The 12845-nt window shown below is 56.0% G+C and carries 11 protein-coding genes and 1 other RNA gene; all 12 read left to right on the plus strand.

Going from position 1 to position 12845, the window contains the following annotated elements:
* Window positions 1-49: 49 nt before the first annotated feature.
* Window positions 50-790, plus strand: a complete 741-nt coding sequence (locus GQF03_RS18890; RefSeq protein WP_161339027.1) for a TerB family tellurite resistance protein — start codon at window positions 50-52, stop codon at window positions 788-790.
* A gap of 15 nt (window positions 791-805) precedes the next feature.
* Window positions 806-1687, plus strand: a complete 882-nt coding sequence (locus GQF03_RS09480; RefSeq protein ID WP_161339028.1) for a DMT family transporter — start codon at window positions 806-808, stop codon at window positions 1685-1687.
* Entirely contained in the window at window positions 1677-2429 is a 753-nt protein-coding gene (locus GQF03_RS09485) for a peptidoglycan recognition protein family protein (protein ID WP_161339029.1), read from the plus strand. The genes GQF03_RS09480 and GQF03_RS09485 overlap by 11 nt, the downstream gene beginning before the upstream one ends.
* 27 nt (window positions 2430-2456) lie before the next feature.
* An RNA gene (rnpB, locus tag GQF03_RS09490) (RNase P RNA component class A) lies at window positions 2457-2841 on the plus strand.
* Window positions 2842-2907: 66 nt separating this feature from the next.
* On the plus strand, window positions 2908-4764 hold the full coding sequence (locus tag GQF03_RS09495) for a cation:proton antiporter (protein WP_161339030.1): 1857 nt from the start codon (window positions 2908-2910) through the stop codon (window positions 4762-4764).
* Window positions 4765-5270: 506 nt separating this feature from the next.
* Window positions 5271-5735 (plus strand): division/cell wall cluster transcriptional repressor MraZ, encoded by a 465-nt coding sequence (locus GQF03_RS09500; protein ID WP_161339420.1) that lies wholly within the window; start codon window positions 5271-5273, stop codon window positions 5733-5735.
* A complete protein-coding gene (gene rsmH / locus GQF03_RS09505; protein ID WP_161339031.1) occupies window positions 5728-6687 on the plus strand; it encodes a 16S rRNA (cytosine(1402)-N(4))-methyltransferase RsmH in 960 nt (319 codons plus the stop codon). The genes GQF03_RS09500 and rsmH overlap by 8 nt, the downstream gene beginning before the upstream one ends.
* A complete protein-coding gene (gene ftsL / locus GQF03_RS09510; RefSeq protein ID WP_161339032.1) occupies window positions 6684-7091 on the plus strand; it encodes a cell division protein FtsL in 408 nt (135 codons plus the stop codon). The genes rsmH and ftsL overlap by 4 nt, the downstream gene beginning before the upstream one ends.
* Window positions 7088-8884 carry a peptidoglycan D,D-transpeptidase FtsI family protein gene (locus tag GQF03_RS09515; RefSeq protein ID WP_206376182.1) on the plus strand — a complete coding sequence of 599 codons (1797 nt, stop codon included), beginning with the start codon at window positions 7088-7090 and terminating at the stop codon, window positions 8882-8884. Before ftsL ends, GQF03_RS09515 begins: the two co-directional genes overlap by 4 nt.
* On the plus strand, window positions 8871-10328 hold the full coding sequence (locus GQF03_RS09520) for a UDP-N-acetylmuramoyl-L-alanyl-D-glutamate--2,6-diaminopimelate ligase (protein ID WP_206376181.1): 1458 nt from the start codon (window positions 8871-8873) through the stop codon (window positions 10326-10328). The genes GQF03_RS09515 and GQF03_RS09520 overlap by 14 nt, the downstream gene beginning before the upstream one ends.
* Window positions 10321-11757, plus strand: a complete 1437-nt coding sequence (locus GQF03_RS09525) for a UDP-N-acetylmuramoylalanyl-D-glutamyl-2,6-diaminopimelate--D-alanyl-D-alanine ligase (RefSeq protein WP_161339033.1) — start codon at window positions 10321-10323, stop codon at window positions 11755-11757. The genes GQF03_RS09520 and GQF03_RS09525 overlap by 8 nt, the downstream gene beginning before the upstream one ends.
* Complete coding sequence (gene mraY, locus GQF03_RS09530; protein WP_161339034.1) at window positions 11757-12845, plus strand: phospho-N-acetylmuramoyl-pentapeptide-transferase; 1089 nt, start codon at window positions 11757-11759, stop codon at window positions 12843-12845. Before GQF03_RS09525 ends, mraY begins: the two co-directional genes overlap by 1 nt.

Consider the following 12845-nt stretch of genomic DNA (forward strand, 5'->3'; position numbering starts at 1 on the left):
TCCTGATACTGTATCTTCAAATCGAATCATCCGGGTGACGTAAGTAAACATGGCGATCTGGGGAAAAATTCTGGGCGGGGCCGCCGGGCTCCTCGTCGGCGGGCCTCTTGGCGCTCTGGTCGGGGGGTTGGCGGGCCATGCCGTCGATAAATTCCGGGAAAGCACGACGGATGCCGAGGGGGACGTCGGGCGACATCAGGTCAAACAGGTCGCGTTCACCATTGCCGTCATTGCGCTTGGCGCGAAAATGGCCAAAGCGGACGGTGTCGTCACCCGTGAGGAAATAAAGGTCTTCAAACGGGTTTTCCGTATCCCGCCGAATGAGGAAAAAAATGTTGGGCGCGTTTTCAACCTCGCGCGTCAGGACACGGCCGGATATGAAGAATATGCGGCGCAAATTTCCCGAATGTTCCGCGATACGCCGCAGTTGATGGAAGATCTCCTCCATGGCCTGTTTGCAATCGCCATGGCCGATGGGGTCCTGCATCCCGACGAAGATATATATCTTCAGAATGTCGCGGCAATTTTTGGATTTAACGAGGCCGCCTACGCCCGAATTCGGAGTTACCATGCCAAGGACGGGGAAGGCGACCCCTATCAGATTTTAGGTGTTGCGCCCGATATTTCCGATACGGAGCTTAAAAAAGCCTACCGCCAGCTTATTCGCGAAAACCATCCCGACAAGGTAATTGCAGACGGGCTTCCCCAGGAATTTGTCGATGTCGCCAATGCCAAGCTCGCCAAGATCAATGCGGCCTATGATCAGATCGCCAAGATACGCGGGCTCTAGAATCGGAAACCAAATTTGAAAAACAAAGATCTTGCCCTGTTGCTGCTGGTCAATCTGCTATGGGCATCCAATTTCCTGGCCGCGAAAATCGGGATGGAGGTGTTTTCGCCGCTTTTATTTACGGCGCTCCGGTTTACCCTCGTGATCATTGTTTTGCTTCCGTTCGTGTCCTTGCCGCGTGGCTATTGGCGCAAAATGATTTTGGTCGGCATCGTCATGGGGGTACTGCATTTCTCCCTCATGTTCTGGGGCCTCTCGCTGTCGCCCGACATCTCGTCCGTTGCGATCATCAACCAGACCTTTGTTCCCTTCTCGGCGCTTCTGGCAATGGTATTTCTGAAAGAGAAAGTTGGCTGGCGCCGCTGGAGCGCTATTTTCATGGCGTTCGCGGGCGTTATGGTTATCGGGTTTGATCCGGTTATATTTGCAAACTGGCTGTCGCCGACACTTGTGATCATCGCGTCCTTCCTGGTTTCTCTTAATATGGTGATTGTGCGGACGATGCCGGGGGTCGGGGCTATTAACTTGACCTTCTGGACGGCCGCCATCGGAACGCTCCCGCTCTATTTTTTCTCATATCTGTTCGAGGGTAACCAGTTCGCCGCGATTGAGGCCGCCGGTTGGGAGGAATGGGCGGCAGTTGCCTTCTCCGCTATCGGTGCGACGGTTGTTGGTCATGGTCTTGGAAATTATCTTATCAAGCATTATCCTGTCAGCACAGTTGCTCCCTATTATCTCTTGGTGCCGGTCTTTGCGATTATTCTCGGCGTGGTCTTCTGGGGAGATGTCATAACACTCGAACTCATGATCGGCGGGGCAATGGTGATGAGCGGTGTCACCATTATTACGTTACGATCCGCGAAGAAGAAACCGGCGAAGGTATTGGATGGCGCTTGAAACGATTAAATGGCTTCCATCGCCGAATTTCGATGATCGGGACAAGACTGTACCGATTGATATGCTTGTCTTCCATTATACGGGAATGAAGACAGGTGCCGCCGCCATCGAGCGGCTTTGTGATCCTGCCGCGAAAGTAAGCTCCCATTATGTCGTTGAGGAAGACGGCCGGATTTTCTCGCTGATCAGGGAAGACAAGCGGGCCTGGCACGCGGGTCTGTCGTTCTGGAGAGGCGCGCGGGACATCAATGCGCGCTCGATCGGTATTGAAATAGTCAATCCCGGCCATGAATTCGGATACCGTCCGTTTCCAAAGGTCCAGATCGAATCTGTCAAAAGCCTTGCCGCGAACGTTATCGCCCGCCACGCAATTCCGGCGAGGAATATCGTGGGCCATTCCGATGTCGCGCCGGCGCGTAAGGAAGATCCGGGCGAGTTATTCAATTGGCGGGATCTCGCCGAAAGTGGCATCGGATTATGGCCCGGAGACATAGCGCAGATGCCCGTCAGTTACGATACGCTGGCGAAGGGTGAGGAAGGCATGGCAGTTCGTGCGTTGCAGGACGCGTTGCAGGAAATAGGCTATGAAATCCTGCCGGATGGGCGTTTTGGCAAGGCATTGACGCAAGTCGTTCGCGCCTTTCAGCGGCATTGGCGACCCGAGAGGGTCGATGGCATCGCTGATCCGGAAACGCAGGCGCGCATTTACGCCGTGCTTTCAGAAGTTCGTCGCTTGACTTGAGTCCGTCTCCCGCTTAGTTAGAGGCGGACAGATGGCCGGATGATCGCCGCTTGCCCCGCGGGGTGAGGGGAGGAAAGTCCGGGCTCCACGGAAATGCGATGCCGGTTAGCGGCCGGCGGGGGTGACCCCAGGGAAAGTGCCACAGAAAGCAAACCGCCCGGAGTTCCGGGTAAGGGTGAAAGGGTGCGGTAAGAGCGCACCGCGCTGCTGGCAACAGCGGCGGCATGGTAAACCCCATCGGGAGCAAAACCAAATAGGGATGGTCCGCGCAAGGGCAACCTGTGCGCAAGCCGGTTTTCCGGGCTACCATCCGGGTTGGTTGCTTGAGGTGTCTGGCAACAGGCATCCTAGATGAATGATCATCCCCTGATTTTTTCAGGGACAGAACCCGGCTTACAGGCCATCTGTCTTATTTTCCGCAGTGAATTGCGGTACAATGTCAATCTGATTGCAATCTCTTCTCTCGGTAGGAAAAAATATGGCATTAGTGAGGGCGACGGGGCTCGGGTTGGCGGTATATTTTCTGCCGTTCTTAATGTCACCCGCCTTTGCCGCGGCGACCGGCATGCCGTCTCTCGTTTACGATATCGGCATCAGTATTTTTATCGCCAGCATCCTCGCAATTCTGTTCGTTCGCATCAAAATTCCAAGTATTGCCGCCTTTCTTGTCTGCGGTATCCTGATCGGGCCGATCGGTGTGAAGCTGATCACCCAACCGGATAATATCGATACGATTTCCGAACTCGGGTTTATTCTTCTGCTATTCATGATCGGGATGGAGATAGATCTTCGCCGCATGCTGCGCAGCGGCAAGATGATCATCGCTTCGGGTCTGCTGCAATATCCGCTCACCGTGCTGTTCGGTATTCTTGTCGGTAAAGGGCTGGCTTTCATGGGGCTATCGACCATCGGCAGCAATTATGACGCGCTCTATTTCGGTCTGTTCCTGGCCGGATCTTCGACCCTTCTCGTGATCAAGCTTTTCCAGGAGAAATATGAACTGGATACGGAGCCGGGTCGGATCGCGCTCGGCCTTCTTGTGTTCCAGGACTTCTGGGCCATCATCGTGATAATTCTACAGCCGTCTTTCGCGGCGCCGGAGATGATGCCAGTACTCTACACGATGCTGGGGATTTCGCTGCTCGCCGTCGTATCCTATTCCCTTGCGAAAAGTCTAGTTCCGCTTGTCTTCCGCTGGCTTTCGAAGGAGCCGCAGATGATGCTGGTGGGTGCGCTCGGCTGGTGTTTCGCCATCGTCTTTATCGGCCGGGGATTTGAATATGTCGGGGATTTCGTCTTCGGCGAAGGCAAGCATATGTCAGTTGCAACAGGAATGAGCGCCCTCATCGCCGGCCTTACCGTGGCGACGCTCCCTTACAGTCGGGAAATCGTCGCCAAGGTTGGCATTGTCAGGGATTTCTTCATTACCCTCTTCTTTGTCGGGCTTGGAATGAGCGTGCCGCCGATCGACGGAATCGGTGTTATCCTGATCGCGCTCGCCCTTGCCTTTTTCGCCCTGTTGAGCCGCCAGCTCATTTTCTTTCCGCTTTTATATTTCACCGGCGGCGACCAGCGGCACGCCGAGGTGGCCTCCATCCGCCTCGCACAGATATCCGAGTTCGGGCTGGTTATTTCATATCTTGGCACGCAGTACGGCCATATCTCGGATGAATTCGCGAGCGCGATCATCTTCGCCTTTATCATCACCGCACTTCTGACGCCGACGCTCTATAAATATGCATATGACATCCATCGTTGGATGGCGCCATACCTCCAGGCTATCGGTTTTCGCGAGCCCGATGCAGGCGCGCTCGATACGGAAAAGGACTATGATCTCGTACTGCTCGGATTTCACCGGGTGGCGTCATCCCTCCTTCATGATATCGCGAAACACAAGCCGGAACTCTTGCCACGTATTCTGGTGATCGATTTCAATGTTCAGCTGCATCCCGCTATTCGCAAGCTTGGCGCGGCGGTCCGTTATGGCGATCTGTCAAATGATGAAATTCTCCTTCATGCCGGTGTGGGCCGCGCGAAGGTTGTGGTGGCCACTATTCCGGACGATATTCTGCGCGGCACTAGCAACAAGGAACTGGTCGAGGTGGTGCGCCGGATCAACAAGGATGCGGTGGTGATCGCGAACGCGGAGGAACTTGCCTCCGCCCAGGAAGTCTATGCCTGCGGCGCGGATTATGTCTATATGGGCAGGCTCAACACGGCGCGCGCGCTTGAAGATATTATTACACGGACGATGGAGGGGGCCCTTGAGGACTTCCGGCGTGATGAGGAGGAGCTGTATGGCCGTCATCACGAGAGAACGGAAATCCTCAGATAGAGAGGCTTCTTCGCCCGTCAGAATGGCGGATTTCGGGGCCTGTATTAGAAAATTGCGAATCTCTAGCCGCTGATTCACGAAATCGGGCAATTTTCCGCCTTAAAATTTGATTTTCTCTCTCTGCGGGCAAATGGGTGAGGGCGTGCCTGCCACCAGCGAGGATCGGCGCCTTGGCGGATATTCATTGATTCAAAGCAGAGCCGTTCATGGAACAAAAATAGAACATAGAAAAAATTTCTCATTTCTTTCAATAAATGGGTTGATCTTTGGTGTGCGCAGGAACAGCCGAAGTAACGGTGAAATTTTTAATAAAAATTGAAAGAATTTACTGCCGGAAGTCCCAGTATTTGGGGCCGTTTCCCGTTGACTTCCATAATATCCCATGATATCCCAGATTTATCCATTTTACGCCAGAAATGCTTGTATGTGCCGGTTCGGGCCGGAAGTTCATAAGAAAGTTGGTTGGTTTAGAGGGGATTTAAGCGAATTAGGGGGATTTCGGCTGCATGGCCCTGTTTCTGTCCACATATGTCAACAAGATCGACAAGAAAGGGCGCGTATCCGTACCAGCGCGCTTTCGTGCGGTTTTGGCAGGCAAGGGGTTTGACAGCGTCGTGCTGTTGCCCACCATCAATGGCGATGCCATTGACGCCTGCGGTATGGACGTAATGGAACGTCTCCTTGAAAAAATTGGTGGCTTTGATCCCCTGTCGGAGGACCGGGAGAGCTTTGCCGATGCGCTGATGAGCGACGCTATTGAGCTGCCCATTGATGGCGACGGCCGCATCATGATCCCCCTGGACATGTTGAAGAATGCCGGGATAGACGGGCAATGCGCCTTTGTCGGCCGGGGTGACAGCTTTCAGATCTGGCAGCCCGAAGCTTTCGAGGTGCGCAAAAAGCAGGCGCGCGCCCGGGCGGCAGGCAAGCGCGCCGCAAGCTCGCAGAACGGGGGAGGAGACAATGACTAGGCATAAGGCCCCCCATATCTCGGTTTTGCTGCGCGAGGTGATGGAAATTCTGGCGCCCAAAGATGGCGGCATCTATGTCGACGGCACCTTCGGTGCAGGTGGATACGCGCGTGCCATCCTCGAGGCGGCGAATTGCACGGTATACGGCATCGACCGCGACCCGCTCGCAATTTCGTTGGGTCGGGAAATGGCGGGCGAATTTGCCGGCCGTCTGGTCATGGTCGAGGGATGTTACGCCGATATGGAGGCGTTGCTCAGCGACATGGGGGTGGACGCCGTGGACGGCATCGCCCTCGATATCGGTGTGTCCTCCATGCAAATCGATGAAGCCGAGCGGGGCTTTTCCTTCATGAGGGAAGGGCCGCTCGATATGCGGATGTCCGGAACGGGCCGGACGGCGGCGGACGTCGTTAATGAAGAATCTGAAGCGGAACTTGCCAGGATTATTTTTGTGTATGGCGAGGAGCAAAGATCACGTGCGATTGCACGTGCAGTAGCCGAAAGGCGCGAGTTGGCGCCTTTCAAGAGTACAGTTGAGTTAGCGGAAGTGGTGGCTTCGGTTGTGCGCCCAACAGGAAAGGGCATACATCCGGCGACGCGTACCTTCCAAGCGTTGCGTATAGTAGTAAATGATGAACTTGGGCAGCTGGTCAAGGGCTTGGCCGCATCCGAACGATTGCTTACTCCCGGCGGTCGTTTAGCGGTTGTGTCTTTCCACAGTCTTGAAGACCGACGCGTGAAAAACTTCCTGTCAGCAAGGTCTGAAGGGCGTGCCAGGCCGTCTCGTCATGTTCCTGTCTCGGACGAGGGGCCAGCTCCCACTTTCAAGCTTATCAAACGGGGTGCCTTTAAGGCCCGTCCCGACGAATTGGCCGTTAACCCGCGGTCGCGTTCCGCCCGCCTCAGAGGGGCGATCAGAACCGAGGCGCCGGCCTGGACGGAGGCCGCATGAAACTCAATCTGACGGTTCTGTCCCTGGTTCTCTTTGCAGCGGTCTCCTACGGTCTCTATCAGCTTTCCTATGAGGTTCAGGAGCTGGAAAAGGACCTGAGTTCCCTGAACGAGAATATTGCAGAGAATAAGGAAACCATACGAATTCTGAAAGCGGAATGGACGTACCAGAACCGTCCGGACGTCTTGCAGGCGCTTGCCGGTAAATATCTTCCGCTCCTTCTCATTGCCCCCTATCAGGTGGCGTCCGTCGGCGATGTCCCTTATCCGCCGATCGATCCTAAGCAGTTTTCGGTGCCTGTTCCCCAACAGAAACCGCGCCAAAACGCAAGGCCGACTGCCCCGTCGATGCCGACGGGCCCGGTCCAGCTCGCCACCTTCACGCGCGCGGGGAGTCTGCAATGAGCGATCTGGCTTGGATCACTAAGTCACCTCGCCCTCGAATAACGCTGTCGTCTCCCCTTGGCCAGAAATTATCTGGCGATCGTCATATGGCGCTACGGCTTGAGGGAAGTGCCAAAGAAACACTGGAGCAGGGCCGCAACCGTTTGGTAATGGCGGGCGTAATTTTTGCCTTTTGCTTTGTAATTCTGGCCGGAAGACTAATCGGCCTCGCCATTAGCGGCATCGGGACAGAGGAATCGGCCATTTCGGATGCGGACATGGCACCACCCGTTGCCGTCGGCGAGAGTAAGCGCGCCGAAATTCGCGATCGAAACGGCGTTCTTTTGGCGACGACGCTAACCACTGCCTCCCTTTTCGCAGAGCCGAAGAATGTGATCGATCCCAAGGAGGTTGCCACAAAACTGACAACTGTCCTCGATGATATGAGTGAGGCGACGATCCTCAGTAAACTGGCGTCTGCTCGGAATTTCGTCTGGCTGAAGCGTAATCTGACACCGCATCAGCAGTATCAGGTAAACGCACTCGGCATCCCCGGACTCCATTTCCGGTCGGAGGAGAAGCGGTTTTATCCCATGGGGGCACTGGTCTCCCATGTGCTTGGGTTCACAGACGTCGATAATCGGGGCATTGCCGGTGTCGAGAAATATTTCGACGCCCAGCTTGGCGGGTCCGATGAAAGCCCGTCGCAGGACCTGATGCTCTCCATCGACGTGCGGATACAGCATGCGCTTCGGGATGAACTGTCTCGCCATATGTCCATATTCCGCGCCATCGGCGCCGCAGGGATGGTCATGGATGTGCAGACCGGCGAGATTCTCGGCATGGTCTCGCTGCCTGATTTTGATCCCAACCGGCCGGCCGATTTTTCCGGCGACAGCAAATTCAACCGTATCACTCTCGGCGTCTATGAGATGGGGTCGACGTTCAAGACCTTCACGACAGCGATGGCGCTGGATTCGGGCACGGTGGACCTGCAGGGCGGCTACGATGCGACAGAGCCCATCCGGAAGGCCGGTTTCAAAATTCGAGATGACCATCCGAAGAAGCGGTGGCTTTCGGTGCCGGAAATATTCATGTATTCCTCGAACATCGGCGCCGCGAAAATGGCCGACGATGTTGGCCCCAAGAAGCACAAGGCGTTTTTGGCGAAACTGGGGCTGCTGGACAAGCCCTCCCTCGAAATTCCTGAAGTCGGTGCCCCAATTTTGCCGCCAAGGTGGAATAGCCTGGAGACCATGACGATTTCATTCGGCCATGGACTTTCCGTGAGCCCGCTGCAGCTCGGCACCGGGATCGCGGCCATAGTCAATGGCGGACATTATATCAATCCGACAGTGGTCCGGCGTGGCGACGGCGACGTCGTGCCTGCGCGCGAGGTTATATCGGCGCAAACCTCGGATATCATGCGGCGGTTGATGCGGCTCGTCGTCGAAAAGGGGACGGGCAGCAAGGCGACGGCTGAGGGCTATCTCGTTGGCGGAAAAACCGGAACAGCAGAAAAAGCCGTCGACGGACGCTACAAGCGGGATGCGCTTATCGCCTCTTTTGTCAGCGCGTTTCCAATGGATAATCCGCGCTATGTCGTTCTCGCCATGCTTGATGAGCCGAAAGGAAATGCACAAACCCACGGATTTCGGAGCGCCGGCTGGACAGCCGCGCCCATCGTTGGCCGCCTGATCTCGCGCATCGGTCCGATCCTGTCGATCAATCCCGTTGATGAGGATAGTGAAGCCGTGCAAAAGGCCATGTTCATTCCCATCAATTCGAAGGAGAAGAAGCTTGCGTCTTTCTGAATTGATGAAGGGCAGGGACGTGCCGAATGTGCATGACAAGCATGTCAAGGGTTTGACGGCAGACAGCCGTCTTGTCGAGCCGGGATTTTTGTTTGCTGCGCTTGCGGGTACGAAGGCCGATGGCCGGGAATATATTGAAGAAGCGGCAAAAAAAGGCGCGGTTGCCATTCTCACCGATAGCTCCTATCAACCCGAGGATTGTGATCTTCCCTGTTTTCGCGAAGACAATCCGCGGCTGACGCTTGCGCGCCTCGCATCCCGGTTTTACGGGGCGGAGCCTGAGACCATTGCCGCGGTAACGGGAACGAACGGCAAAACCTCCGTTGCTTATTTCACGCGGGCTATCTGGCAGGCGATGGGATTTCCGGCGGCGAGTATAGGCACGCTCGGTGTTGTGATGCCGGAGCAGATCCTTCCCCTCGGTTATACGACCCCCGATCCCGTTTTACTGCATAAAACACTTACCTATCTAGTCGGGCATGGCATCCAGCACGCGGTGATTGAGGCCTCGAGCCATGGGCTTGACCAATATCGCCTGGATGGGGCCCGCATAAAGTCGGCGGCCTTCACCAATTTGACGCGGGATCATCTTGACTATCACGCATCATCGGAAAGTTATCTGAGTGCAAAGCTCGGGCTAATATCCCGTGTTCTTGACAAAGCGGGAACGGCGGTTCTAAACGCTGATTCGGAAGTCTATCCGGCGTTTCTTCGGGCGGCCAAGGACCGCGGTGTTAAAATAATCTCCTACGGACGGGAAGGCGAGGATCTGAAACTGGTCGGGCTCGCCCCGGAAATAGCGGGCCAGGTTATAACTGTCGATATTTTCGGGATGCGGCAGGAAATCAACCTGCCACTCGCCGGCGAGTTTCAGGTGATGAATGCTCTTTGTGCCCTGGGCCTCGTCATCGGTGCGGGTGGCGATCCGGCGGTTGCGAGCCGGGCACTCGGGAAGGTAACCAATGTGCCGGGCCGATTGGAACTGGTTGCGCGTCTTCCTAACAACGCGGCGATTTATGTCGACTATGCCCATTCGCCGGACGCGCTTGAGACGGTGCTTGAGGCGGTCAGAAGCCATGCCAAGGGCAAAATCCATGTCGTTTTCGGTTGTGGTGGCGATCGGGATAAAGGCAAACGCGCGGAAATGGGCCGCATTGCCGGTCTGTATGCCGACCGCGCCATCGTTACGGACGACAACCCGCGGAGCGAGGATCCGGCTGAAATCCGCGCTGAAATTATCGTTGCCTGCCCGGATGCCCTCAACATCGGTGATCGCTATGCGGCGATAGAAGCCGCAATCAAGGCGCTGGGGCGAGAGGATATACTCGTCGTGGCCGGCAAAGGCCATGAGGAAGGTCAGGTCATCGGCAATCGGACGATCCCGTTCAACGACAAGAAAGCTGTCCAGCAGATTGTCTCATCCTTAGGAGGCGGTAATGGCTGAAATACCGCTTTGGAATGGAACGGATGTGATTGCTGCCGTTTCCGGAAAGGCAGAGACAGTGGACTGGACGGCGGCGGGCGTCTCTATCGATAGCCGCTCGCTGGCGCCGGGAGACTTGTTTATCGCCATCGTCGGGCCGGTTCATGACGGCCATAAGTTTGCATCGGCGGCCCTCGAAAGAGGGGCGGCGGCATTGCTGCTGAGCAGAATTCCGGACGATTTGCCCAAAGATGCCAATGTCATCCTGGTCGAGGATACGCAAAAGGCGCTGGAAGATCTGGGCCGGTTCGCACGGCAGCGGTCCAAGGCGCAGATCGTCGCCGTGACTGGCAGCGTTGGCAAGACCGGCTCCAAGGAATCGCTGTTGCATATCTTGTCGCGGCAGGGAAAAACCCATGCCAGTATCGGCAGCTTCAACAATCATTGGGGTGTCCCGCTTTCTCTCTCCCGCATGCCGCAGGACGCGAAATACGGCGTCTTCGAGCTTGGCATGAACCACCCTGGAGAGCTTGGCCCTCTCTCCCGGATGGTGCGCCCTCATGTTGCGTTGATCACCACAATCGAGGCTGTGCATCTCGAATTCTTTTCGGATGTGGAGGCGATTGCCCGGGCCAAGGCGGAGATTTTCGAAGGGCTTACGTCCAGCGGCTCGGTCATTCTGAATGGCGATAACAGTTATGGCGGATTGCTGAAAAGTATCGCTGTGAACAGGGGAATCACCCATATCCTGACCTTCGGCGAAAAATCGGAGGCCGATATTCGTCTGACGGATTTCACTCTTTACCCCGATCACAGCGAAGTCGCCGTAAAGATCGCCTCGCACGAAGTCTTCTTTCGTTTGGGTGTGTCCGGCCGTCACTGGATCAGCAATATCCTCGGCGTTCTTGGTGCCGTCAGCGAACTAGGCGGCGATATCGAAAAGGCGGCAGCGGCGCTCGCCGACCTTCAGTCGCCAAAGGGACGGGGCGCGCGCCATATGGTGCCCTGCCCTGGCGGCAGTTATATGGTCGTTGATGAAAGCTACAACGCGAGTCCCGCGTCCATGCGGGCATCGCTCGAGGTTCTGCATAATCTTTATCCCGACGGTCGGGGACGGCGGATCGCTGTTCTGGGCGACATGCTGGAACTCGGTGAAAAATCGGCAGATATCCATCGCAGCCTGAAGGCCGATGTCTGCGCCGCGGAAGTCGATCTTCTTTTTACCTGTGGCCCGAATATGGCGCAATTGTCGACATCGATGCCAAGCAGCGTCACGACGCATCATGAGGCAACGTCAGATTTGTTGATTGAACCGCTGTTAGGCGCGGTTGGACCGGGGGACATCGTATTGATCAAAGGCTCACTCGGCAGCAAAATGCGGATCCCGCTCGATGCCCTGCTGGATCGCCATCCCGCCGTCATCGCCGCGAACGAAAAGAGGGGGAACTGATGCTTTACAACCTTTTATTTCCCCTGGCCGAGGATTTTGCCCTCTTCAACCTGTTCCGGTACCTGACCTTCCGGACGGGCGGCGCGGTCATTACCGCTCTCTTGATTGCCTTTATCTGCGGACCAAGCGTCATCCGCTGGCTCAAGAGCAAACAGCACCGCGGGCAGCCGATCCGCGACGACGGCCCGCAAACGCATATCGTTGCCAAACAGGGCACGCCGACGATGGGTGGCTTCCTGATCCTGCTTGCACTGGCGGTAAGCACCTTGCTTTGGGCGGATCTGACGAACAGCTATGTCTGGATCGTTCTCATTGTGACCCTTGGTTTCGGGGCAATCGGCTTTGCGGATGACTATCTCAAAGTCAGTCGGCACAACACCCGCGGTTTACCGGGAAAATTGAAATTGCTGCTCGAATTCCTGATTGCCGGCGCTGCGGGATATATCATCATGAAGAGCTCGCCTGTGGATATTTCCGGCGTGCTTACCATACCGTTCTTCAAGAATGCGATCATCAACCTGGGATGGTTCTATGTTCCCTTCGCCATCCTGGTGACCGTTGGCGCGGGCAACGCCGTCAACCTGACGGACGGTCTTGACGGTCTGGCTATCGTACCGGTCATGATTGCGGCCGCGTCCTTTGCGCTCATTGCCTATCTCGTGGGTAACGCGGTGTTCTCGAATTATCTGCAAATCCAGTATGTTCCCGGATCGGGCGAGCTTACTGTATTCTGTGGCGCGTTGATTGGCGCGAGCCTGGGATTTCTCTGGTTCAATGCGCCGCCCGCCATGGTGTTCATGGGGGATACGGGTTCGCTGGCAATGGGGGGCGCGCTCGGTTCCGTCAGCCTCGTCGCCCGTCATGAAATCGTGCTGGCCATTATCGGCGGCCTGTTCGTCCTGGAAACCGTGTCGGTGATCGTTCAGGTCGCGTCCTTCAAGATGACGGGAAAGCGGGTATTCCGCATGGCGCCGCTGCATCATCATTTCGAACAAAAAGGCTGGGCGGAACCGACGATCGTGATCCGCTTCTGGATTATCGCCGTCATCCTTGCGCTGGTCGGCCTTGCATCGCTGAAATTGAGGTAA

Origin of the sequence: Sneathiella chungangensis (genome assembly GCF_009882935.1) — a bacterium.
In the GTDB taxonomy this organism is placed as follows: Bacteria; Pseudomonadota; Alphaproteobacteria; order Sneathiellales; family Sneathiellaceae; genus Sneathiella; species Sneathiella chungangensis.